Origin of the sequence: Actinomadura macrotermitis, assembly GCF_009604375.1 — a bacterium.
GTDB classification, from domain to species: domain Bacteria; phylum Actinomycetota; class Actinomycetes; order Streptosporangiales; family Streptosporangiaceae; genus Spirillospora; species Spirillospora macrotermitis.
Genome location: NZ_WEGH01000003.1, coordinates 425,734 through 449,314, shown reverse-complemented (window position 1 = coordinate 449,314; position 23,581 = coordinate 425,734). Strand labels below are relative to the sequence as shown.

At 75.5% G+C, this 23,581-nt stretch carries 18 protein-coding genes and 2 tRNA genes; 13 read left to right on the top strand and 7 right to left on the bottom strand.

Translation table 11 applies throughout. The annotated features are described in order from the left end of the window. The first annotated feature begins 434 nt into the window (after positions 1-434). From ACRB68_RS23195 to ACRB68_RS23180, 4 genes are all read left to right on the top strand, one after another. The gene (locus tag ACRB68_RS23195) at positions 435-6,191 is read left to right on the top strand and encodes a type I polyketide synthase (protein WP_153535875.1); all 5,757 of its coding nucleotides are present in this window, start codon (positions 435-437) and stop codon (positions 6,189-6,191) included. Continuing rightward, positions 6,188-6,619, top strand: a complete 432-nt coding sequence (locus tag ACRB68_RS23190) for an acyl-CoA thioesterase (protein ID WP_328594638.1) — start codon at positions 6,188-6,190, stop codon at positions 6,617-6,619. The genes ACRB68_RS23195 and ACRB68_RS23190 overlap by 4 nt, the downstream gene beginning before the upstream one ends. Positions 6,620-6,632: 13 nt before the next feature. Next, on the top strand, positions 6,633-7,439 hold the full coding sequence (locus tag ACRB68_RS23185) for a class I SAM-dependent methyltransferase (RefSeq protein WP_153535873.1): 807 nt from the start codon (positions 6,633-6,635) through the stop codon (positions 7,437-7,439). A 114-nt stretch (positions 7,440-7,553) separates the two neighbouring features. Next, the gene (locus ACRB68_RS23180) at positions 7,554-7,976 is read left to right on the top strand and encodes an SRPBCC family protein (RefSeq protein ID WP_153535871.1); all 423 of its coding nucleotides are present in this window, start codon (positions 7,554-7,556) and stop codon (positions 7,974-7,976) included. Positions 7,977-8,039: 63 nt separating this feature from the next. Here ACRB68_RS23180 and ACRB68_RS23175 read toward each other — a convergent pair. The 3 genes from ACRB68_RS23175 to ACRB68_RS42550 form a co-directional block, all read right to left on the bottom strand. Beyond that, positions 8,040-8,112, bottom strand: a tRNA-Lys gene (locus tag ACRB68_RS23175). A gap of 55 nt (positions 8,113-8,167) precedes the next feature. After that, positions 8,168-8,770, bottom strand: a complete 603-nt coding sequence (locus tag ACRB68_RS23170; protein ID WP_153535869.1) for a response regulator transcription factor — start codon at positions 8,768-8,770, stop codon at positions 8,168-8,170. Then, the gene (locus tag ACRB68_RS42550; RefSeq protein WP_328594637.1) at positions 8,767-9,927 is read right to left on the bottom strand and encodes a sensor histidine kinase; all 1,161 of its coding nucleotides are present in this window, start codon (positions 9,925-9,927) and stop codon (positions 8,767-8,769) included. Before ACRB68_RS42550 ends, ACRB68_RS23170 begins: the two co-directional genes overlap by 4 nt. Positions 9,928-10,062: 135 nt before the next feature. On the opposite strand from ACRB68_RS42550, the gene ACRB68_RS23160 reads away from it, so the two are divergent. Continuing rightward, positions 10,063-10,485, top strand: a complete 423-nt coding sequence (locus tag ACRB68_RS23160; RefSeq protein ID WP_153535867.1) for a hypothetical protein — start codon at positions 10,063-10,065, stop codon at positions 10,483-10,485. Further along, positions 10,478-11,032 (top strand): hypothetical protein, encoded by a 555-nt coding sequence (locus ACRB68_RS23155; RefSeq protein ID WP_153535865.1) that lies wholly within the window; start codon positions 10,478-10,480, stop codon positions 11,030-11,032. The genes ACRB68_RS23160 and ACRB68_RS23155 overlap by 8 nt, the downstream gene beginning before the upstream one ends. Before the next feature lie 49 nt (positions 11,033-11,081). Here ACRB68_RS23155 and ACRB68_RS23150 read toward each other — a convergent pair. Both ACRB68_RS23150 and ACRB68_RS23145 read right to left on the bottom strand, forming a co-directional pair. Further along, positions 11,082-11,154 (bottom strand) — tRNA-Lys (locus tag ACRB68_RS23150). A 49-nt stretch (positions 11,155-11,203) separates the two neighbouring features. Then, the gene (locus ACRB68_RS23145) at positions 11,204-14,038 is read right to left on the bottom strand and encodes an NACHT domain-containing protein (protein WP_153535863.1); all 2,835 of its coding nucleotides are present in this window, start codon (positions 14,036-14,038) and stop codon (positions 11,204-11,206) included. A 141-nt stretch (positions 14,039-14,179) separates the two neighbouring features. Between ACRB68_RS23145 and ACRB68_RS23140 the strand changes: the two genes are divergently transcribed. The 5 genes from ACRB68_RS23140 (at position 14,180) to ACRB68_RS23120 (ending at position 18,777) form a co-directional block, all read left to right on the top strand. Next, on the top strand, positions 14,180-15,682 hold the full coding sequence (locus ACRB68_RS23140) for a serine/threonine-protein kinase (protein WP_153535861.1): 1,503 nt from the start codon (positions 14,180-14,182) through the stop codon (positions 15,680-15,682). A gap of 97 nt (positions 15,683-15,779) precedes the next feature. After that, positions 15,780-15,983 carry a hypothetical protein gene (locus tag ACRB68_RS23135; protein ID WP_153535859.1) on the top strand — a complete coding sequence of 68 codons (204 nt, stop codon included), beginning with the start codon at positions 15,780-15,782 and terminating at the stop codon, positions 15,981-15,983. 4 nt (positions 15,984-15,987) lie between these two features. Beyond that, positions 15,988-16,812, top strand: coding sequence for an SDR family oxidoreductase (locus tag ACRB68_RS23130; protein ID WP_153535857.1), 825 nt, complete (start codon positions 15,988-15,990; stop codon positions 16,810-16,812). Positions 16,813-16,916: 104 nt separating this feature from the next. Beyond that, a complete protein-coding gene (locus tag ACRB68_RS23125) occupies positions 16,917-17,519 on the top strand; it encodes a DUF4142 domain-containing protein (RefSeq protein ID WP_153535855.1) in 603 nt (200 codons plus the stop codon). A 4-nt stretch (positions 17,520-17,523) separates the two neighbouring features. Continuing rightward, positions 17,524-18,777 (top strand): erythromycin esterase family protein, encoded by a 1,254-nt coding sequence (locus ACRB68_RS23120; RefSeq protein ID WP_153535853.1) that lies wholly within the window; start codon positions 17,524-17,526, stop codon positions 18,775-18,777. Here the strand turns inward: ACRB68_RS23120 and ACRB68_RS23115 are convergent. After that, positions 18,771-19,703, bottom strand: a complete 933-nt coding sequence (locus ACRB68_RS23115; protein WP_235959865.1) for an alpha/beta hydrolase — start codon at positions 19,701-19,703, stop codon at positions 18,771-18,773. The two genes, ACRB68_RS23120 and ACRB68_RS23115, sit on opposite strands and share 7 nt — an antisense overlap. Before the next feature lie 453 nt (positions 19,704-20,156). Between ACRB68_RS23115 and ACRB68_RS42545 the strand changes: the two genes are divergently transcribed. Continuing rightward, complete coding sequence (locus tag ACRB68_RS42545) at positions 20,157-21,545, top strand: cytochrome P450 (protein ID WP_207709796.1); 1,389 nt, start codon at positions 20,157-20,159, stop codon at positions 21,543-21,545. A gap of 37 nt (positions 21,546-21,582) precedes the next feature. After that, complete coding sequence (locus tag ACRB68_RS23105) at positions 21,583-22,389, top strand: SAM-dependent methyltransferase (RefSeq protein ID WP_328594634.1); 807 nt, start codon at positions 21,583-21,585, stop codon at positions 22,387-22,389. A gap of 4 nt (positions 22,390-22,393) precedes the next feature. Here ACRB68_RS23105 and ACRB68_RS23100 read toward each other — a convergent pair whose 3' ends face one another. Further along, positions 22,394-23,539, bottom strand: a complete 1,146-nt coding sequence (locus tag ACRB68_RS23100) for an acyl-CoA dehydrogenase family protein (protein ID WP_153535849.1) — start codon at positions 23,537-23,539, stop codon at positions 22,394-22,396. Positions 23,540-23,581: the final 42 nt, after the last annotated feature.

Sequence of the window (23,581 nt, the reverse complement as noted above, 5' to 3'; positions counted from 1 at the left end):
GACGGCTCCATCGGCTACCGCCGGCATGCGCGTTATGACGCTCGGCTGTTCTTCTCTCTCAGCGCATTCGAAAGGTGACGCACGGCCGATGATGCCAATCGGGCATCGGGGGACGCGGCGGGCCGGACGGCGCGTCCGGGCGCAGGGCGGCAGTGGCGGGGATGAGCGTTCCGATAAGGGCGCAGAAGGGCCGGAAAAAGTACTCACTTCTTGAGTGCCGGGCCGCTTGACGGCTGATCACCCGCCTGCTTACAGTCGAGTAACTTAGGTTGATCTTGAGGGGGACGGGCTCGGCGACGCCGCCGTCCACCGCTCCCGGAATGGTCGATCCCGCCTCGCGCGCTCCTTTTCACCTTACAGATGGACGTGTCTATTTGCCATGCCCGGATTCCGGGCCGCGCGAGGTGCCCGCCCGCGCCTTATGGGGGATGCACATGGATTCTCGTATTGCGATCGTCGGAATGGCGTGCCGGTTCCCCGACGCCGCCGACCCCGACGAACTGTGGGACAACGTCCTGGCCGGACGCCGGTCCTTCCGCCGCATCCCGGACCAGCGGATCCGGCTGGCGGACTACTACAACGCCGACCGCTCCTCGCCCGACCACATCTACATCACCGAGGCCGCGCTGCTGCGCGACTGGGAGTTCGACCGGGTCCGCTTCAAGGTCGCCGGGTCCACCTTCCGCAACGCCGACCTCACGCACTGGCTCGCGCTGGACGTGGCCGCCGAGGCCCTCGCCGACGCCGGGTTCCCCGAGGGCCGCGGCGCCCCCGGCGAGGCGACCGGCGTCGTCGTCGGCAACTCCCTGACCGGCGAGGGCATCCGCGCCGCGCAGATGCGGCTGCGCTGGCCCTACGTGCGCCGCGTCGTCGCCGCCGCGCTGGAGGGCGACATCGCCGCCGACCGGCTCGCGACCGTCCTCGCCGAGCTGGAGCACTCCTACAAGGCGCCGTTCCCGGTCCCCGACGGCGACTCGCTGGCGGGCGGCCTGTCCAACACCATCGCCGGCCGCATCTGCAACCACTTCGACTTCAACGGCGGCGGCTACGTGGTGGACGGCGCGTGCGCGTCGTCGCTGCTGTCGGTCATCACCGCCTGCAACGCCCTGCTGAGCGGCGACATGGACCTGGCCGTCGCGGGCGGCGTGGACATCAGCGTCGACGCCACCGAGCTGATCGGCTTCTCCCGGGCGGGCGCGCTCGCCATCGACGAGATGCGCGTCTACGACCAGCGCTCGGCCGGCTTCTGGCCCGGCGAGGGCTGCGGCATGGTGGTGCTGATGCGCGCCGAGGACGCCGTCGCGCGCGGCCACCGGGTGCACGGGTTCATCGACGGCTGGGGCGTGTCCTCCGACGGCGCGGGCGGCATCACCCGCCCCGAGACCGACGGCCAGCGCCTGGCCCTGGACCGCGCCTACCGCCGGGCCGGCTTCGGCCCGGCCGAGGTCGCCTACTTCGAGGGCCACGGCACCGGCACCGCCGTCGGCGACGCCGCCGAGCTGGAGACGATCATCGAGGCGCGGCGCGCCGCCGACCCGGCGGCGCCGCCCGCCGCGATCGGCTCGATCAAGGCCAACATCGGGCACACCAAGGCCGCCGCGGGCGTCGCCGGGCTGATCAAGAGCGTGAAGGCGGTCGGCGCGGGCGTGCTCCCGCCGACGACCGGCTGCGAGCGCCCGCACCCGCTGCTCGGCGAGGGCGCCCCCGCGCTGCGCGTGCTGCGCAAGGGCGAGGCGTGGCCCGAGGGCGCGCCGCTGCGCGCCGGCGTCAGCGCGATGGGCTTCGGCGGCATCAACACCCACGTGGTCGTCGAGGCGCCCCGCGCGGGCCGCCGCATCCGGGTCGACAACCGCACCCGCGCCGTCCTCAACTCGGTGCAGGACGCCGAGCTGTTCTGCCTGGACGCCGACTCGCCCGCCGCGCTCGCCGAGCGCGCGAGCGCCCTCGCGCCGATCGCCGCGGCCGCCGCCCGGTCCGAGCTGCCCGACCTCGCCGCCCACCTCGCCGGCCGGCTGCGGCGCCGCGCCTGGCGCGCCGCCGTCGTCGCGAACTCGCCGGCCGGGCTGGCCGCCGCGCTCGGCCAGGTCGCCGAGATCGCCGAGGCGGGCGCCGAGCGGCACCTGGACCCGGCCGCCGGGGTGTTCGTCGGCGGCCCCGCCGGGCTGCCGCGCATCGTCTACCTGTTCCCGGGCCAGGGCTCGGGCACCCGCTCCGACGGCGGCGCGCTCCGCCGCCGCTTCGAGACCGTCGAGGAGCTGTACGAGCTCGCCGCGCTGCCGGCCGGCGGCGACCAGGTCGAGACCGCCGTCGCCCAGCCGCGCATCGCGACCGCCTCGGCCGCCGGGCTGCGGCTGCTGGCCGCGCTCGGCGTGGAGGCGCAGGCCGCCGTCGGGCACAGCCTCGGCGAGATCACCGCGCTGCACTGGGCGGAGGCGTTCGACGAGGCCGCGCTGCTGCGCGTCACCGGCGCGCGCGGCCGCACCATGAGCGAGCTGGCCGACGGCGACGGCGAGATGGCGAGCATCGCCGCCGACGTCGCGACCGTCGAGGAGCTGCTGGCCGGGGACGCCGGCGGCGTCGTCGTCGCGGGCCACAACGGCCCCCGCCAGACCGTGGTGTCGGGCCGCGCCGCCGACCTGCTGCGCGTCATCGGCGCCGCCACCCGCGCCGGGCTGCAGGCCGTGCGCATCCCGGTGTCGCACGCCTTCCACTCGCCGCTGGTCGCGCCCGCCGCCGAGGCGTTCGCCGCGCACCTGGCGGGCGAGCCGGTCGCGCCGGTGCGCCGCCAGGTGTTCTCCACCGTGACCGGCGCGCCCGTCGCCGGCACCCCGGACGACCTGCGCGCGCTGCTGCGCGAGCAGATCACCGCGCCGGTCCGGTTCGCCGGCGCGCTGGAGGCCGCCGCGGCGGGCGCCGACCTGCTGATCGAGGTCGGCCCCGGCCAGGTCCTCACCCAGCTCGCCCGCGAGATCGTGGACGTCCCCGCCGTCGCGACCCGCACCGACGAGGACACCCTGGCCGGCCTGCTGAACGCCCTCGGCGCGGCCTTCGCGGCGGGCGCGGGCGTCGACGTCGACGAGCTGTTCGCCGACCGGCTGATCCGCCCGTTCGACCCCGACGCCGACCCGGTGTTCATCGCCAACTTCTGCGAGATCGTCCCCGACGTCGACGCCGCGCTGCTGGCGAGCGCCGACGCGCAGGCCGCCCGCCCCGGCGCCGCGCCCGCCGAGACGGCCCCCGAGGACATCGACGACCCGCTGCTGCTCCTGCGCACCCTGGTCGCCCGCCGCGCCGAGTTCCCGCTGGAGGCCGTGCAGGCCGACAGCAAGTTCCTCGACGACCTGCACCTCAGCTCCATCGTCGTCGGCGAGCTGGTCGGCGAGGCCATGCGGACGCTGCGGCTGAACGAGCCCGCCGCGCCCACCGGCTATGCCACCGCCACCCTCGGCCAGGTCGCCGACACCCTCGCCGAGCTGGTCGCGACCGGCGACGCCGGCGACGAGGACGCCGCGACCGCCGCCGCCCGGATCGTCCCGCCCGGCGTGGCGCCGTGGGTGCACGCGTTCGCGGTGGACCGCCGCGAGACACCGCGCCCGGCCCGCGTCGCGCCGCGCGCCGCGGGCGCCTGGCGGGTCGTCGGCGAGCACCCCGCCGCAGGCCTGCTGCGCGCCGCGCTGGAGGAGGCGGCGCTCGGCACCGGCGTGCTGGTGGTCGTCCCGTCCGGCCCGGACCGGCTGGCGGCGCTGCGCGCGGGCGCCGCCGCCGTCCTGGCCGACAAGGACGTCACCCGCTGCGTCCTCGTGCAGGACGGGCCCGGCGCCGCCGGGTTCGCCAAGACCCTGCACCTGGAGGCGCCCTGGGTCGCCACGACCGTGGTGACCGCCGACGTGTCCGACGCCGCCGCGATCGTGGCGGAAGCCGCCGCCACCGACCGGTTCCGCGAGGTCGTCCTGGACGGCGGCACCCGCCGCGAGCCCGTCCTCGCCCGGGTCGAGCCGGTCGCGGCCGACCTGCCGCTCGGCCCCGGCGACGTGCTGCTGGTCACCGGCGGCGGCAAGGGCATCTCCGCCGAGTGCGCCCTGGACCTGGCCCGCGAGAGCGGCGCCCGGCTCGTCCTGCTCGGCCGGTCCGACCCCGCCGGCGACGCCGAGCTGACCGCCAACCTCAAGCGGATGGCGGACGCGGGCGTCACCGCCAAGTACCTGCGCGCCGACGTCACCGACGCCGCCCGCGTCGCCGAGGCCGTCGCCGAGGCGCAGGCAGAGCTCGGCCCCGTCACCGCCGTCCTGCACGGCGCGGGCGGCAACGTGCCGAAGCTGCTGGAGGAGCTCACCGACGACGACTACGCCCGCACGATCGACCCGAAGGTGGCCGGCCTGGAGGCCGTCCTCGCCGCCGTCGACACCGCCGGGCTGCGCCTCGTCGTCACCTTCGGCAGCATGACCGGCCGCGCCGGGCTGCGCGGCGAGGCCCACTACGCCGTCGCCAACGAGTGGCAGAGCGACCTGGTCGAGCGCCTGGCCGCCGAGCTGCCGCACTGCCGGTTCCGCGCGGTCGAGTGGTCGCTGTGGTCGGGCGTCGGCATGGGCGAGCGGCTCGGGTCGGTGGAGAACCTGGCCCGCGCCGGCGTCACCACCATCACCCCCGACCAGGGCGTGGCGATGCTGCGCGCGCTGGTCGCCGACCCGGACGCGCCCGTCGTCGCCGTCGTCACCGGCCGGTTCGGCGAGATGCCGACGGTGTCGTTCGGCGCGGGCGAGCTGCCGCTGCTGCGGTTCCTGGAGCGGCCGCGCGTCGGCTACCCCGGCATCGAGCTGGTCGCCGACTCCGAGGTGACCTGGGAGAGCGACCCCTACCTGGCCGAGCACGTGTTCGGCGGCGGCACCGAGGCGGTGCTGCCCGGCACCGTCGGCATGGAGATCATGGCGCAGGCCGCGGCGGCGCTGCTGGAGATCGACACCGCGCCGGTGCTGTCGGACGTGGAGTTCCTGCGGGCCATCGCGGTCGCCGACGGCGCCCCGGTGACCGTCCGCGTCGCCGCGCTGCGCACCGGGCCGTCGACCGTCAGCGCGGTCGTGCGGTGCAGCACGACCAACTTCCAGGTGGAGCACTTCCGCGCCACCTGCGAGGCGCCCGCCGCGCCGAAGGGCAGCGGGCTGGTCAGGCAGGAGAACGCCGCGCTGCCGCCCATGGCGATCGACCCGCAGACCGAGCTGTACGGGCCGATGCTGTTCCACGGCCCCCGGTTCCGCCTCATGGGCGACATCCGCCGCGCCGACGCCACGCACGTCACTGCGCGGCTGCTGCCCGACACCCGCGTCGCCTGGTTCAGCCGGTACCTGCCTTCGCGGCTGCTGCTCGGCGACCCCGCCGCGCGCGACGCCTACATGCAGCCGCTCGCGCTGTGCGCACCGACCGTCCTCGCCATCCCGGCGGGCGTGCGGCGCCTCGTCCCCGGCCCGAACGCCGGCGCCACCGCCGCGTTCGTGCACGCCCGCTACCGGGTGGAGGAGGAGTGCTGGGACATGGAGGTCACCGACGAGGACGGCGAGCTGATCGAGACCTGGGAGGGCTTCCGCACCCGGCTCGTCGAGAAGTTCGCCCGGCCCGCCGGCTGGGTGCCCGCCCTGCTCGGCCCCTACGTCGAGCACGCCCTGGTCGCGTTCGGCCTGACCGGCAAGGCCCTGCTGGACAGCGACCCCGCGGGCGCCACCCGCCGCGAGGCCGCCGAGCTGGCCGCGCGGCGGCTGCTCGGCGGGGACGTGCGGCTGACGCACCGTCCCGACGGCAAGCCCGAGACCGGCGACGGCCGCGCGGTGTCGATCGCGCACTGCGCCGGGATCACCCTGGCCACCGGCACCCCCGGCTGCGACCTGGAGGCCGTCGCCTCCCGCGACCGGGACGCCTGGCACGGCCTGCTCGGCGGCGACGGCCTCGCCCTCGCCGAGGCGGTCGCGGCCGAGGCCGAGGAGGACCTCGACACCGCCGCGACCCGCGTCTGGGGCGCCGCCGAGTCGGCGGTCAAGGCCGGGCTGCCCGCCGGGACCGCGTTCACGCTCGACTCGGTGCGCGAGGAGGGCTGGATCGTCCTCGCGACCGGCGACCTGCGGGTGGCGACGCTGGCGACCGGGCTGCGCGGCGTCGCCGACCCCGTCGTCCTCGCCGTGCTGACCGGGCGGAGCGGCGCGTGAAGGGCTACGAGTACCGGCACGTCGTCGGGATCGAGGACACCGACCTGCTCGGCAACGTCAACTACGTCAACTACGTGCGCTGGCAGGGGCGCGCCCGCGAGATGTGCATGCGCGACTACGCCCCCGACGTCGCCGCCGGGTTCAGCGACGGCGTCCGGCTGCTCACCGTGAGCTGCCAGTGCGAGTACCTGCGCGAGCTGACCCTGTTCGACGAGGTCGTGGTCCGGATGGGCCTCGGCGAGCTCGGCCAGACGCAGATGGTCATGACGTTCGAGTACTGGCGGCGGCTCCCCGAAGGGGAGGAGCTGGTCGCCACCGGCGAGCAGCGCGTCGCCTGCGTCCGCGCCGAGAACGGCCACATGGTCCCCGCCCGCATCCCCGAGTCGATGCGGCGTCTCATGGACGCCGTCACCGCCGGCCGCCGCTGAAAGGAGCCGCGCCATGGAAGGTGTTTCCGCGACCGCCCGCTGGACGGCCGCCGCCCGCGCCGAGGAGACCCGCCGCGAGGACCGGCTGTTCACCGACGCCCTCGCCGCCGATCTCGCCGGGCCGGAGGGGTTCGCCCGGTACGAGCGCTACGCCAATCCCGGTACGACCGAGTTCCTGGCGATCCGTACCCGCTACCTGGACGACGTGATCGCCCGGCACGCCGGCCTCGCCCAGGTCGTCCTGGTCGCAGCCGGTCTGGACACCCGCTCGGCCCGGCTGGACTGGCCGGACGGGACCGTCCTGTACGAGCTGGACCAGCCCGACCTGGTCGAATGGAAGGAGAAGCGCCTGGCCGAGCTGGACGCCCGGCACCGCTGCGACCGGCGGCCCGTCGGCACCGACCTCACCGGCCCGTGGGAGGAGGAGCTGGCCGCCGCGGGCTGGGACCAGGCCGTCCCCACCCTGTGGATCGTCGAGGGCCTGCTGTTCTACCTCCCCGAGGCCGGCGCGCACGGCCTGCTGGAGCGGCTGGCGTTCCGGTCGGCGCCGGGCAGCGTCCTGGCGGGCGACCTGCTCGGCCACCAGTCCATGGTCAGCGAGTTCACCCAGGACGGCCTGCGCCGCCTGCGCGAGGACGGCTGCCCGTGGCTGTGGGGCACCGACCGGCCCGAGGACGTCCTGGCCGCCTGCGGCTGGCGGGTCGCCGACCTGAAGGTCCCCGGCGAGGACGGCGCGTCCTACGGCCGCTGGCCGTGGCCGCCGCTGCCCCGCGACACCGTCGGGCTGCCGATGAACCACCTGTTCACCGCCGCCCGCTGACCCCGCCGCCGGCCGCTCCCGCGAGCGGCCGGCGGCGGCTCCCCGTCGTGTCGGTGCAGGTCAGAACGGGTAGGTCCCCCCAAGGGCCGTCCAATGCGGCCAAGGGGGGACAAAATGGAGTACGAAGCGGAACAGCAGATGGAGGCCGACGGCCGCATGGTGTTCGAGGTCGCCGCCGACGTGTCCGCGATGCACCAGTGGCTGCCGGGGGAGATCCACGTCCAGCAGATCTCCGACGACCTCGCCGAGGGGACGTCGAACGTCGGGAACGTCCTGCACGACGACGTGCTGCTGCGGATGGCGCCCCAGCAGCTCCGGCTGGAGTGGGGCAGCCGCCGCCGCCCCGACTACACCGGGTGGCTGCAGGTGATGGAGCACCCCGACGGCGGCAGCAGCGTGGTCGCGCACCTGTCCTTCCTCGGCGACCAGCCGGAGGCCACGGGGTCGGAGCAGGTCCGCCAGGCCACCAAGCGCCTGCTGGAGCAGTCCCTGGACCGCCTCGCCGAAGAGGTGGGCCGCCGCGCCACCCAGCACTGACCCGGCCTCGAACGCGAAAAACCCTTCTTCGCTTGCGAAGAAGGGTTTTTCGGTTCCCATCGGTGCGCCGTCAGGGACTTGAACCCCGAACCCGCGGATTAAGAGTCCGCTGCTCTGCCAATTGAGCTAACGGCGCTTGTTGCTCAGTGAGATTATCAGGCCGGCAGGGGTGGAACGAACCGGTTTTCCGGTCAGATCCAGCCCTGCTCCCAGGCGTGGTGGGCGGCCGCGTGGCGGGTCGAGGCGCCCAGCTTGGACATGGCGGCGGACAGGTAGTTGCGGACCGTGCCCGGGGCCAGGTGGACCTGGGCGGCGATCTCGTTGACCGAGGCGCCGGTCCGGGCGGCACGCAGGACCTCCAGCTCGCGGTCGGTCAGCGGGCACTCGTCCTCGGTAAGGGCGGACGCGGCGATGTCGGGGTCGACGTAGCGGCGGCCCGCGGCGATGTCGCGGATGATCTCGGCGAGCCGGGCGGCCGGGGTCGTCTTCGGGACGAAGCCGCGCACGCCCGCGGCCAGGGCGCGGCGCAGCACGGCCGGCCGGGCGTGCCGGGTGACCAGCACGACCTGCGTGGGCAGCGCGGCGCGGATCTCGGCGGCGGCGCTCAGCCCGTCGGCCGGGGGCATCTCCAGGTCCAGGACGGCGATGTCGGGGCGGTGCTCCAGGGCCAGGCGCACCGCGTCGGCGGAGGTGGCCGCCTCGGCGACGACGGTGAGGTCGTCCTCCAGCGCGAGGAGGGCGGCCAGGGCGCTGCGCAGGAGCTCCTCGTCGTCGGCGATCAGCAGCCGGATCATCGGGCCTCCGGGCCGGCGGGCAGGGTGGCGGTGACCTCGAAGCGGTCGCCGTCGCGGGTCCAGGTCAGCGCGCCGCCGGCGCCGTGCAGCCGATCGGCGAGGGTGCGCAGGCCGGTGCCGGAGGCGTCGGCGGACGAGCCGTGCGCGCCGTCGTTGCCCACCCGCAGGCGGGCCACGCCGTCCGCCACGCGGTAGTCGACCGTCGCGTGCCGGGCCCGGCTGTGGCGCAGCACGTTGGTGGTGGCCTCCCGCATCACCAGGCCGAGCAGGTGGCGGGCCGGGCCGGCGAGGGCGGCGGGGGCCAGGTCCGTGCGCGCGTCGATGCCCGCCGCGGCCAGGACCCTGGTGGCGTTGGCGATCTCCTCGTCCAGGGCGGTGCGGCGGTAGCCCTGCACCACGGCGCGGGTGTCGCGGAGCGCGTCGGCGGCCAGCCGCCGCACCTCCTCCATCTCGGCGGCGGCGCGCGCCGGGTCGGCCGCGGCGAGGCGGGCCGCCAGCTCGCTCTTCAGCGCGATGACCTGGAGGTGGTGCCCCTGGATGTCGTGCAGGTCGGCGGCGAACCGCAGCCGCTCGTCCTTGACCGCCAGCTCCGCCGACAGCCGGCGCGCCTCGTCGAGCCGGCCCGCGACGTCCCACGCCCACAGCGGGCCGAGCGTCATCCAGGCGGCGAACAGCACCGTCCCGGCCGGGAACAGCACCGCGTACGCCAGGTCGCCGCCGCCGGTGACGGCGCCCGGCAGCATCGCGAGCGCCGCCGCGCCGAAGATCAGCCGCCGCCGCGGGCGCGGCGGCAGGTACGTGGCGATGATCGCCACCGTCATCGCGGGCGCGATCGCCCACCGCCCGTGATCATGCTCCGCCAGGGGGATCGCGGCGAGGACCGCCGCCGCCGTGATCGCGGCGGCCGTCCAGCCGGTAGGCGGGCGCGACCGCGGCCCGGCGGACAGCCGCCCGTGGAGCAGCGCCACGGCCGCCGCCACCTCGGCCGCCAGCGCGACGGCGGTCAGGGCGCGGGTCCACGGCGGTGCGCCGCCGTCCAGGACGGGGCCGCCGGTGAACAGCAGCAGGACGCCCACCGTGGTGCCCTGCACGGCCCACCAGGTGTAGCGGTGGAAGCCGGCCAGCCCCGTCCCGCGTTCGCTCGCCTCGTCGCGCACGCGGTCATTGTCGCAGCAGGCGCATGACAGATGTCATGCGCGCGGGTGCGGTTACGGCACTACCGGCGATCGCGCGCCCGCCGGAGGGTGGAGGCAGGCAGAGATACACCCCCGGCGTATAGGAGGAAGATCGTCATGGAGCACCCGATCGCACGGACGGGCCACCGGGCCTGGGGCCGCTTCGCCCGCCACTACCTGGAGATGATCGTCGCGATGGTGGCCGGGATGCTGATCCTCGGCGCGGCCGTCCGCGGCGGCCTCTCCCTCGCCGGCCTGGAGCTGTCGGCGGCGGAGCAGCCGGAGCTGTCCGCCCTGGAGATGGCGTTCGACATGTCGGCCGGGATGGCCGTGTGGATGCGCTTCCGCGGGCACGGCTGGACGAGCACCCTGGAGATGTGCGGGGCCATGTTCGCGCCGCTGGCGGTGCTGTCCCCGCTGCTGTGGCTGGACGTCATCACCGCCGGCTCGATGAGCACGCTCGAGCACGCGGTGATGCTCCCGCTGATGCTCGCGGTCATGCTCCTCCGCCGTGACGAGTACGGCCTGCACCATGGCTGAGGCGTCCACCGGACGACGGCCGGCGGCGCTGCTGCTGCGCCGCTGGCCCACGGCGCTGGCCGTCGCGAGCGCACTGCTCGTCATGTCGGGCGGCGCGGCCGGCGGGTTCGGGGAACTGCTGCTCCTGCTGCCCCTGGAGTACCTGGCCGTCGCCCAGGTCGGCCGGCGCGGGGCGTCCTGGCCCGTGGTCGGGGCCCTGACCACGGTCGTGATGGTGGCCGGCCTGCTGGACGTGGCGCCGGTGTCCACCGTCCTCGCCGGAATCGCGCTGGTCCTGCTCGTCTGGGGGGCGATCGGCGGGTCCCCGCACGGGCGGGCCGTCTTCGGCGTGCAGGCGGCGGGGATGATCGGCTTCGGCGCGCTCGCGGCGGCAGGCCTGCTGCTGGAGCCCGAAGCGGGCCGCTACCTGGTGGCGGCGGGCTGGTTCCTGCACGGCGTATGGGATTTCGTGCACCTCAAGCAGAACAAGGTGGTGTCCCGCTCCTACGCGGAATGGTGCGGCGTCCTGGATCTACTGGTTGCGGCCCAGCTCGTCTTCCTGCTGTAGGCGGAAATGCAAAAACCCCTCTTCGCGATGAAGAGGGGTATTGAGCGGGTGCGCCGTCAGGGACTTGAACCCCGAACCCGCGGATTAAGAGTCCGCTGCTCTGCCAATTGAGCTAACGGCGCGTGCCGGTGGGAGGCGCTGAGCGTCTCTCGGCTCGGAGAGATTATCAGGTCAGGCGGGGTGGGACGAACCGGATATCCGCAGCAGGGCGTGCACCTCCTCGACCGTTCGGGCGGGCACCCGGGTGGAGCGCGCGGCCTTGGCGAACAGCCGCGCCAGCGCCTCGGTGAGGCGCGCGGGCTCGCCGTGGTCGATCGCGGTGCGCAGCCGCGTCACGGTCGCGGGGACGAGCGGCTCCGGCACCGGCGCCTCGGGCGCGGCCAGCAGGAGGGCCACGCCCGCCGCCGCGTCCGGATTCCGGGACGCCAGCAGCCCGGCCAGCCAGGCGGCGGCCTCGGGGGACGGCGGCGTCGTGGTGAACGCCCTGGTCAGCGTGGTGACCGCAGCGGAGGCGACCTTGGGGTCCGGGCCGTCCAGCAGCCGGCCGGCGAGCCACGCCCGCGCCGCCGGATCGGTGGGCGCCGCCCACCCCTCCAGCCGGGCCCGGCGCCGGCGCGTCGCGGTGTCCTCGGCTTCCAGGAGCGTGCGCAGACCGGGGGTCAGCGCGCGCAGCACCCCGGCGGGGACCTGGTCGAGCCAGGCGTCGACGGCGCCGCCCACGGTGGCGGCGCTGCGCTCCGGGCGGGCGAGGGCGGCCAGGATCCGCCGCTGCCAGGCCACGTCGTCCCCGGCCAGCGCGATCTGGGCGGGGAAGACCCGGCGCGGCTCGACGGCGCGGCGCAGCGTCAGGCAGTCCAGGAACGACGCCCGCTGCGCCGGGGTGAGGCCGGGGGCGAGCGCGGTGGCGAGCGGGATGATCACCTGGGCGAGCGCGGTCCGCGGCGCGGTGGACGCCGCCAGCCGCTCCGCCGTCCAGGACGGGTCGGTCTCGGTGAACCGCCGCACCACCTCGATGTGGTCCATGCCGGTACGCGCCGCCCGCTCGACCAGCGCGTCCAGCATCTGCGCGCGGACGCCCAGGTCCTGTCCGGCGAGCCGCCGCAGGTACTCGACCTGCCCGTCCTGCCAGCCGGGCGGCGGTTCCTCGTCCGCCATCGCCACCGGCGACGTCCAGTCCCGGGCGGCGCGGACGGCGGGCTCGTGCCAGAACAGGCCGGTCAGCGCGACCGTCTCGGCCTTGCTGAGATGGGGCCGGGGTTCGGCGAGCGCGCGCGCCGCCAGGTCCGCGACGTCGGCACCGGTGAGGTGCGCGTCCAGGGCGAGGTGCGCGCGCAGCGCGGCCTGCTGGCCCCGGCGGCCGAGGCGGGCGTAGGTCTCGCGCAGCAGCGCGAGCGTGGCGGGCCGCGCGGGGTGCCCGTCCAGCGCGACGATCAGCTGTTCAGGGAGCGTCTCCCAGGTGGCGGCCGGCAGCGCGCCGGCCGCCCCGAGCACCGTCTCCAGCGCTGAGCGCAGTGCGTCCGGCGCTTCGGCCGCCGGATGGCGCGGCAGCAGCGCCGCCAGGGCCCGCACCGCCGGGACCGCGACCGACTCCGGGTGCGCCGCCAGCAGGGACAGCGCCGTCGCGAAGGCGTGCGGCACCCGCGCGGACGGCGCGTCGCCGAGCACGTTCAGCACCGGCGGCAGCAGCCCGGGCCGCCCCGCCACCTCGTCGGCGAACACCGCGAGGGCCTCGGGTTCGGGCCGGTGCAGCGCCGCGTAGGCGCGGACGCGCGCGGCGGGCGGACGGTCGGCAGGAAGCCGCTCGGCGAGCCGCAGGTAGTCGCGGTAGCCGGCTTGCAGCAGCAGCGAGCCGGCGATCTCCCACAGCGGGGTCGCGCCCGCGGCGACGCGCTCGCCGAACCGGACGGTCTCGGGGGCGTCGACGCCGCGGCGCAGCAGCCAGCGGGCGTGCCCGTACTCGGCGAACGTCTGGTGGAAGAACTCCAGCGCCGTGCCCCGGTCCCGCACGACGCCCTCGCTGAGCAGCAGGTCACGGCCTTCGGCGTCGGTGTCGTCCAGGCATGCGTCCGGGACGTGCGGCGCGACCGTGCCGTCGGGGCGGACGACGTGCGCGAGCAGCTTCAGCGCGGTGGTCTCCTTGGCCCGCCCCTCGGGCGTCCCGGCGAGCCCGCCGTGCGCGCGGATCCGGGTCTGCCAGTAGTCGTTGAACAGGCCGTGCACGGTCAGTTCCGGGGGGACGTGACCGAGGCCGGCGAACGTGCGGCAGGTGAGGGCGAGCCGCACCGGCAGCGAGCAGACCTCCTGCAGCGACCGGCGGCCGGCCATGCCGTCGCGCAGCGAGGCCAGGAAGGCGTCCCGGTCGGCGGGGTGCTCGTCGGTCCGGTCCAGGTACGCCTCGGCCCAGGCGATGATCTCCGGGGCGGATAAGGGGGGCAGGTCGAGCGGTTCCATGCGCCCGGCGAGCCAGTGCGCGCCGTCCGCCAGCAGGCCGGTGTACTCGGGGGCGCGGCAGCCGATGACGACGTGCCCGATCTCCAGGGCCCGGGCGAGCACCCGGGTGATCGGTTTCAGCGTGCGCTCGTCCAGGCGCAGGTCCAGGGAGTCGACGAGCAGCACCACCTCGCCGCCGCCCTGCGCCCGGACCCGTCCGAGCAGGTCCAGCAGGCCGTCGCCGGCGGCGCGGAGATCACCGGTGGCCATGCCGAGCGTCCGGTCCGCCGCCTCGAACGTGCCGAGGTCGCCGCCGGCCGGCGGGCACGGCACGAACACGACCGCGTGCCGCCGGCCGGCCTCCAGCCGCTCCAGGTACTGGCCGAGCAGCACGCTCTTGCCGATGCCGCCCTCGCCGCGCAGCACCAGCGCCCGGCGGCGGCCCGCGGCGTCGCGGCGGGGCAGCCCGGCGTCGGCCAGCCGGGGCGCGAGCAGTCCGGTGCGGTCCATCGGCCGCAGCGTGAAGGCGCCGAGCCCGGCGCGGCCGTGGGCGATGACGGGCGTGGACGTGTCCATGGGGACTCCGGCGCGCGGGGGGAGCGGGTCGCTGTCTGGCAGCGTATGCGGCGCGGGGGCCGGATGAGGGCGGATTGTGCCGACATCGCCGGACACTGAGTGGATAGTCTGCTCCCTTTGTCGCGCGGAGCGGGAGCGGGCATGGACATCCCGGGCTACGAGCTCGTCGACGTGCTGGGCGCGGGCGGGTTCGGCACCGTCCACCGGGCCCGGCAGACGGCCGTCGGCCGCGAGGTCGCCCTCAAGATCGACGGCCGGGTGCTGGCCACCGAGCGCGACCGGCGCCGCTTCCTGCGCGAGGTCACCGCCGCCGGGCGCCTGTCGGGGCACCCGCACGTCGTGGCGCTGTACGACGCCGGGGTGCTCCCCGACGGCCGCCCGTTCATGGTCATGGAGCTGTGCCCGAACGGGTCGCTGCGCGATCTGGTGAGCGAGCGCGGCCCGCTGCCCGCGGCGCAGGTCCGCGACATCGGGGTGCGCATCGCGAGCGCGCTCGCCGCCGCGCACGACGCCGGGATCCTGCACCGCGACGTCAAGCCCGCCAACATCCTGCTGGACCGGTACGGGAACGTGGCGCTGGCCGACTTCGGCCTGGCCGCGATGCCCGCGCCGGGCCTGGAGTCGTCGGCGACCCGGGAGGCGCTCACCCCCGCCTACGCGCCGCCGGAGGCGTTCCGGCTGGACGAGCCCGCGCCCGCCGGCGACGTCTACTCCCTCGCGGCCTCCCTGTACACGCTGCTGTCGGGCCGGCCGCCGCACGTGCCGCCGGACGGGCGCCTCAGCGTCCCCGCCCTCATCGCGGCGCAGCACCGGCCGCTCCCGGACCTGCCGGGCGTGCCGCCGGCGCTCACCGCCGTGCTGCGCCAGGGCATGGCGTACGACCCGGCGGAGCGGCCGCCGGGCGCGGCGGCCTTCGGCAAGGCCCTCGCCGAACTGTCGCCCGCCGAGCTCACCGCGTCGGCGCCCACCGGCCGTTCGCTGCCCACCGGGCCTTTCGCCCCCGCGCCGACCGTTCCCGCCGCCCCGGCGCCGCGCAGGCCGGCGCCGCGCGAGGAGCGGGCGGGCGGCCTGTCGCGCGGCGCCATCCTGGGGGCGGCGGCGCTGCTGACGGCCGGCGTCCTCGGCGCGGGCGCGCTCGTGGCCTTCGGGAACAAGGGGGACAGGGAGGAGGCGAAGGGCGGGGGCGGCGCGCAGCCGACCGCCGCGGCCGTCGCGGGGAAGCCCGACGTGCCGGTCCGGACGGCCGGCTGCCCCGCCGCGTCCGTGCCCGGCGCCAAGGCCGCCTGCCCGGTCACCCCCGAATGCTGGGGCGGCGTGGTCTCCATCGCCGGCGACGCGCGGGCGACCCGCCGCGACTGCCACACCACCCACAGCCTGGAGACCTTCGCGATCGCCGTCATGCCCAAGGACGGCGAGACCTGGGAGGACCGCGAACTGCAGCAGCACCCGACGGTCCGGCGGGTCTGCTCCCGGAAGGTCATGCTGGCGTCGCGGCGGGGCGCCGCCCTGCGCAAACCGGCCGCGCAATGGCGCTTCACCATCCTGCCGCCGTCCAAGGCGGCCTTCGACACGGGCGCCCGCACCTACCGCTGCCTGGGGGGACTGGGGCTGGACAGCCTGCGCGGGAGCGTCTTCGCCTCCTGAGGCAAATTTCCGGGCAGGGGCCCGCGTTGCGGGATTAGGCGCCGTCCGATCGGTTAGGGCCAGGGAGGTCAGTGCAGCGACCGACGGAAGGACGACCATGACGGAGCGCAAGCGCGACGACGACCCGGCGGACCGCGGACCGGGCGCCAGCTCGGGCCACGAGCAGCTGCCGCAGGAGCGGATCGTGCCGGGGCACGGGTCCGCCGCGGAGGGCTACGACGGCAAGGACTTCGGCGGCGGCACCAGCGACGGCGACCCGCTCGCCGGCGTGCGGATCGACGAGGACGAAGCGGACAAGTAACGCCATGGGCGAGCCGGCGGCCCCCCATATCGGGGGCGACTACGACCGGGTGGCGATCATCACCGGCGCCGACTCCGGCATCGGCCGCGCCACCGCGGTGGCCCTGGCCCGCCAGGGCTTCGACGTGGGCATCACCTACCACTCCGACCGGCAGGGCGCCGAGGACGCGGCCGCCGAGGTGCGCGACTGCGGGAGCCGCGCCGCCGTGCGGCGGCACGACCTGACCGATCCGCAGGCCGCGGCGGCCGTGGTGGACGAGCTCGCCGACGAGCTGGAGGGCCTCGGCGTGCTGGTCAACAACGCCGGCACCGGCAGCACCCGCCCGGTGCTGGACATGGACTACGCCGAATGGCGCTCGGTCCTGGCGGTGGACCTGGACGGGCCGTTCCTGTGCGCCCAGCGCGCCGCCCGCCGGATGATCGCGCGCGGCGCGGGCGGCCGGATCGTCAACGTGACCAGCGTGCACGAGGAGCACCCGCGGGTCGGGTCCGGCCCGTACTGCGCGGCCAAGGGCGGGCTGCGGATGCTGGCCCGGGTGCTGGCGCTGGAGCTGTCGGCGCACGGGATCACCGTCAACACCGTGGCGCCCGGGGAGATCGCCACCCCGATGACGGGGCAGGCCGACCGGCCGCCCGAGCCGGCGAGCCGCCCCGGCTACCCGCTGGCCCGGCCCGGCGACGCCCGCGAGGTCGCGGCGGCGATCGCCTTCCTGGCGGGGCCGATGGCGTCCTACATCACCGGCTCGTCGCTGTTCGTGGACGGCGGGCTCGGGCTCATGGGGCCGCAGGCCGCCGGTGCCCTGGAATCGGCGGACTGGCGCGCCGGGTAATGGGCCGTCCATTTATCGTCCCGGGCACCGGCGGGGCCGACATGGCGGGTCGGGGCGGCGGGTAGTCCGGCGGTGAATCCACGAACCGACATCTTGGAGATCTCATGAAAGGCGTCCGCCCGGCCGTCGCCGCGCTCACCGTCGCCGTCGCCGTGACGGCGTGCGGGAACACCGAGAACGGCCGCATGACCGCGGGCGGGTCCCCGGCCTCGCCGCCGCCGTCGTCCTCGACGGATTCGGCGGCACCGTCGATGTCGGCGTCGTCGTCGGCGTCCGCGCTCTCCGCCCAGGACCAGGCCTGGCTGGTGAGCGCGCACCAGGCGGACCTGGCCGAGATCAAGGCCGGCCGGCTCGCCGAGCAGAAGGGCACCGACCAGAAGGTGCGCGACATCGGCACCATGCTGGTGAAGGACCACACCGCCTTCGACCAGAAGCTCACCGCCGCCGCGTCCGCCGCCGGGGTGAAGCTGCCGGACGCGCCCACGGAGGAGCAGGCCAAGAAGGCGGCGGAACTCGGCCAGAAGCAGGGCAAGGAGTTCGACGTCCTCTTCCTCGCCGACATGACGGCCGCGCATAGCAAGGCCATCGCCGAGGGCAGGACCGAGGAGACCAAGGGGCAGTCCCCCCAGGTCGTCGCGCTCGCCAAGGAGGCGGGGCCGAAGCTGCAGCAGCACCTCGACGCGATCAAGAAGGCCGCCGGCAGCTGACGCGATGGACGAGGACCTCCTCCGGCACGCGCTCCCCCTCGAATACGAGGAGGACCTGGACCCGCTCCTGGAGCGGGCGGCGGGCGCGCGGTGCGTGCTGCTGGGCGAGGCGAGCCACGGCACGCACGAGTACTACGCGTGGCGGGCGGCGATCACCCGGCGGCTGATCGCCGAGCACGGGTTCTCCTTCGTCGCGGTGGAGGGGGACTGGCCCGACTGCCGCCGGATCGACCGCAGCGTGAGGCTGGCGCCGGGAGCGCCGGACGACCCGCGCGAGGCCCTCGACGGCTTCCGGCGCTGGCCCACGTGGATGTGGGCCAACGAGGAGACCACCGAATTCTGCCGCTGGCTGCGCGCGCGCAACGCGGGCCTGCCGCCCGAGCGCCGGGTGGGTTTCTACGGCCTGGACGTCTACAGCCTCTGGGAGTCGCTGCGGGCCGTCATCGGCTACCTGTCGGACCACCGGCCGGAGGCGCTGGGGCCCGCCCTGGCCGCCTACCAGTGCTTCGAGCCCCACGGTGAGGACCCGCAGAGCTACGCCCGGGAGACGGCGCTCGTCCCGTCCGGGTGCAAGGACGAGGTCTTGGCGCTGCTCACCGGGCTGCGCCGCGAGGTGCCCGCCGCCGAGCTGGACGTCCTGCAGAACGCCGAGGTGGCGGCGGGCGCCGAACGCTACTACCGCGCCATGATCGACGGCGGCCCGGAGTCGTGGAACGTCCGGGACCGCCACATGGCCGACACCCTGGACCGTCTGCTCGCCCACCACGGGCCGGACCAGCATGGGGGCCGCGCGGTCGTCTGGGCGCACAACACGCACGTGGGCGACGCCCGCGCCACCGGCATGGCCGCCGCCGGCATGGTCAGCCTCGGCCAGCTCGCCCGCGAGCGGCACGGCCCGGACCGCGTCGCGCTGGCCGGGTTCGCCGGCGGCCCCGGCCAGGTGGTCGCCGCACCGCGCTGGGGCGCCGCGATGGAGGTCATGGCCGTCCCCGAGCCGCGGCCGGGGTCCCTGGAGGCGCTGCTCATGGACACCGGCCTGCGGCGCGCGCTGTTCGTCCCGCCGCCCGCCCTGACCCGGGGCCAGCGCGCCATCGGCGTCGTCTACGACCCCGGCCGCGACGGCCGCCAGTACGTCCCGAGCGAGGTCGCCGGCCGCTACGACGCCCTCTGCTGGTTCCGCACCACCTCGGCGCTGCGCCCGCTGCACCTGGAGGCGGCCCGCCGCGGCGAGCTGGAGACGATGCCGTCCGGCTACTGACCGAGGGCCCGCATCAGGAACGGGTAGGCGATGTGCAGTTCGCGCTGCCAGTACGGCCAGCTGTGCTGCCCGTCGTAGAAGCGCCTGGTGACCGGGATGCCGAGCTCGTCCAGCCGTCCGGTGAACGCCACGGCGTGGTCGTGCGCGGCGGCCTCCACCGGGTCGGTGAACGGCAGCCCGCCGAGCGGCCCGGCCCTGCCGTTGCCCGCCGCGACCCACAGCCGCACGCCGCGCAGCCTGCCGGCCAGGTCGTAGGGGTTGTGCGCGTGCCAGATCGCGGCCTGGTCGTCGGGGTCGCCCCACACCCGCCGCCAGTCGGTGCCGGGGCAGGACAGGGACGGGCCCCAGCCGGTGGAGTCGTCGCCGGGCCGGTGCCCGTACAGGGTGTGCAGGTAGCCGCTGAACGACGCCGCCGCCCGGAACGCGCCGGGGAAGCGGGCGGCGTAGAGCATGGTGCCGAGGCCGCCCATCGAGTTCCCGGCGATCACCCGCTCGGTCCCGGCGCGGTAGCCGCGCTCCAGGATGCGCCGGAGCTCGGTCATGTGGAAGGTCTCCCAGCGCGGCGGCCCGCCGTCGCCGTAGTTCCACCAGTCGGAGTAGTTGCCGCAGGAGCCGCCGTTCGGCATGACGACGATGACGTCCGAGTCCGCGGTGAGCCGCGCGACGTCGGTCTCGCGGGTCCAGGCGGTGTAGTCGTCGACGCCGCCGTGCAGCAGCCACAGCGTCGGCCAGGTGCGGCCGGCCGTCCGCGACCAGCCGGCCGGCAGCAGCAGGCGCACCTTCTGCCGGCCGCCCATGGCGGGCGAGTCGATGGTGAGGTCCAGGGTGCGGGGCGCGACGGCCGTCTCGGCGACGACGGCCGCGTCGGCCGCGGCCGGCCGGACGGGAAGGACGAGCGAGAGGAGCAGGAGGAGGATCCCCGGCAACGCTGCCAGGGACGTGCTACGGCCCAAGGGAGGGACCTTTCGAAACGGCCATGAGGGCATGGCCATCTGGGGAGAGGACGCCGTCATCACTACGGCGAGAAGCGCGGGCGTGCGTGTTCACCGCACCGGGCTTGTGAATTCAGCGGCTGGGCGCTGACGAAAACTTGGGAAGACGCTGGTCAGCCGTGGTGACCGGCTGACGGAGTATGAGGAGGGGCGTCGTAGGGGTTTCCGGCCGGGACCGGCTTACCGGACCCGCTGGGACAGCCGCACCGCTGACGCATCGCACTACCTCGAAAACCTTTTCCTGTACAGAAGCGTTCCCCGATCCGCCCGGTCCGCAACGCACGGTGGCGGGTTTTGTCCCGTGCTTTTTCCCGGTGCCGCCGCCCGCCACGAGGTTCGCCGGCCGGCCGCGGGGCAAGGGGGGCCGATGATGAAGAAGGAGCCCACGTGACCACTGTCCACACCAGGCCCGACACCGCCACGGGCCCGCCCGCCCGGGCGTCGGTCGCCGACACCCTGCGCGCCGGCGCGCTCGTGCTCGCCCCGATCATCGCGCGCGGCATCCTCGCCCGCCGCCCGCGCGTGGTGGCCCTGGCCGAAATGCTCCAGGCCGACCGCACCGGCGGCCGGGTCATGCAGGGGCTGCGGGCCAAGTACGGGCCGGGGCCGCTGCTGCTGCGGATCCCCGGCCGGACGATGGCCCTGATCCTGTCCCCGGCCGACGTCGAGCGCGTGCTGACCGGCACGCCCGAGCCGTTCGCGGCCGCCACCAAGGAGAAGCGCGCGGCGCTCGCGCACTTCCAGCCGCACGGCGTGCTCGCCTCGCACGGCATCGAGCGCGCCGACCGGCGCGCGTTCAACGAGCTGGTGCTGGAGACCGGGCGGCCGGTGCACGGCAACGCCGCGTCGATCGTCCGGAAGGTCGAGGAGGAGGCCGCGCTGCTGGCCGCGGCCGTCGGCCGGTCCGGGGAACTGGACTGGGACCACTTCCGGGTGGCGTGGTGGCGGGTGATCCGCCGCGTCGTCCTCGGCGACGCCGCCCGCGACGACAACGAGATCAGCGACCTGCTCACCCGGCTGCGGATGGACGCCAACTGGGCCTACGCCCACCCCCGCCGCGACGCCGTCCGGCACCGCTTCCTGCGCCGCGTGCACGCCTACGTCGAGCGGGCCGAGCCGGGCAGCCTCGCCGAGCTGGTCGCCACGACGCGCAAGGCCGCGGACACCGAGCCCGACGAGCAGGTCCCGCAGTGGCTGTTCGCGTTCGAGCCCGCCGGGATGGCCGCCTATCGCGCGCTGGCGCTGCTGGCGTCCCACCCCGAGCCCGGCAGGCGCGCCCGCGAGGAGGCCCGCACGGGGGACGTGGAGCTGCCCTACCTGCGCGCCTGCGTGCAGGAGTCGGTGCGGCTGTGGCCGACCACCCTGGCGATCCTGCGCGACACCACCGCCGAGACCGTGTGGGCGGGCCGGACGCTGCCGGCGGGCACCGGGCTGGCCGTCGTCACCCCGTTCGTCCAGCGCGACGACGAGACGCTGCCGTTCGCCGACTCCTTCGTGCCGGGCATCTGGCTGGACGGCACCGCCGCGGGCGACTGGTCGCTCGTCCCGTTCAGCGGGGGACCGGCCGAGTGCCCCGGCCGCGACCTCGTCCTGCTGACGACCAGCCTGTTCCTGGCCGCGCTGCTGCGCCCGTTCCAATTCCGGCAGTCGGCCGGTATCCGGCTGAGGCCGGACCGCCCGCTGCCGCGCACATTCGGCCCGTTCCGCGTGCGGTTCCAGGCGAAAAGAATGAACGAGAACAAGACCGCCCCCGGGGAACGCCGTCCCATGCCATGATCGGTGGGAAACGGCTCCCGATGTTCAGGCGGTGTGCGTGTCCGGTCCCAGCAAGCCCGCTTTCACCTACGACCCGTCCAAGCCGAGCATCGCCCGCGTTTACGACCACTGGCTGGGCGGAAAGGACAATTTCGCCGCCGACCGGAATTTCGCCGACGAACTCGCCGGGGTGCTGCCGAACGTCCACCAGATCGTCCGGGCCAACCGCCTTTTCCTCGGCAACGCGGTCCGGCACCTGGTCGCCGACCACGGGGTCGCGCAGTTCCTGGACATCGGCGCGGGCCTGCCCACCGCGGACAACGTGCACCAGGTGGCGCAGGCGTGCGACCCGCAGGCCCGCGTCGTCTACGTCGACAACGACCCCGAGGTCACCGCGCACGGCCGGGCGCTGCTGGCGGACGACGACCGGACCGGCGTCGTCGAGGCCGACCTGCGCGACCCGGACGCCGTGCTGGCCGACCCCGTGACGGCCGCGCTGCTGGACCGCGACCGGCCGGTGGCGGTCATGATGGTGAGCATCCTGCACTTCGTCGGCGACGCCGACGACCCGCACCGCATGGTGGCCCGCTACCTGGAGGCGGTGCCGCCGGGCAGCTTCCTGGTCGTCTCGGCGGCCCGCGCCGAACCCCTCGTCGGCGCGGAGATCGAGAACCTGTACCGCACCAGGCTGGGGGACCGGGGCGGCGACGGGGCCATCGCGCGCACCGAGGCGGAGATCCTGCGCTTCTTCGACGGCCTGGAGCTCCTGCCGCCCGGCCTGGTGAGCGTGACGCGCTGGCGCCCCGGCCAGGCCGCGGACGGCCCCGACGTGCCGTTCGTGGCCGCCGTCGCCCGCAAGCCCTGACCGCTCAGACCAGGGTCGCCGGGCCGGGGTCCAGGCCGAGCGCCACCCTGCCGTAGAGCGCGTAGGTGTCGTCGAGGTCGAAGGCCAGGTGCCCGGAGATCGTGGCGACGTCGCGCTGCACCCGCTGGAACGGCATGTGCATGAGCTGCGCGCTCGCCCCGGCGGCCAGGGCGATGTCGTTGACCACGCCGCGGGCCGTCGCCACCACCTGCGTGGCGGCCAGCCGGGCCCGGGCCCGCTCCAGCAGGCCGGCGCCGCCGGTGCGGGCCTGGAGGGCGGCGATGGCGTCGTCCAGCAGCAGCCCCGCCGCGGCCAGCTCCGCCGTCGCCCGGCCCAGCCGTATCTGCGCGCCGGTCCGGTCGGCCTGCCGGGTGCCCGAGTACGCCGACACCCGTTCCCCCAGCCGCTCCTGGAACCGGGCGAGCAGCCCCTCGGCCGCGCCGAGGACCGGCGCCGCCCCCGCCAGCGCCAGCATCGGGACCAGGGGGCGGCGGTAGGCGGCGCCCTCGTGCGAGGCCGCGCCGGGCGCGGCGCCCCGCACGAGGTCGGCCAGCGGCACCGCGCGGTGGGCGGGCACGAAGCGGTCGCGCACCTCGATGTCGTTGCTGCCCGTGGCGCGCATCCCGCTGGTGAACCAGACGTCGTGGACGACGACCTCGGCGGCGGGCAGCAGGAACACCGTCGGGCCCGCCTCGGCGGGCGCGCCGACCATCACCCAGTCCGCGTGCATGACGCCGGTGCCCCACGACCAGCGGCCGGTGACGCGGTGGCCGCCGTCGACCGGCCGGGCCCGCCCCGTCGGCGCCAGCGCGCAGGGGGCGAACGCGTAGGGGCGCTCGGCGAAGACCTCGTCCTGCGCCTTTTCCGGGAACAGGGACAGCACCCAGTTATGGAGCATGTAAATCGCCGCGACCCAGCCGGTCGAGGCGCACCCTGAGCCGAGTTCCCGTGCGATTCCCGCCAGGTCCGCCAGATCGAGTTCCGCGCCGCCCCGCGATTTCGGGACGAGCACTTCGAGGAATCCGGCATCGGCCATATCCCGGACGGTCTCCTCGGGGAGACGACGCAGCTCCTCGGCCGCCCGGGCGCGTTCCGCCAGCTGGGGCGCCAATTTCCGCGCCCGGACGAGCAGGTCGTTTCCACGCGTCATGGAAACGACCCTACTCGCGGCGGCCTCGGAAAAGAATGAAAG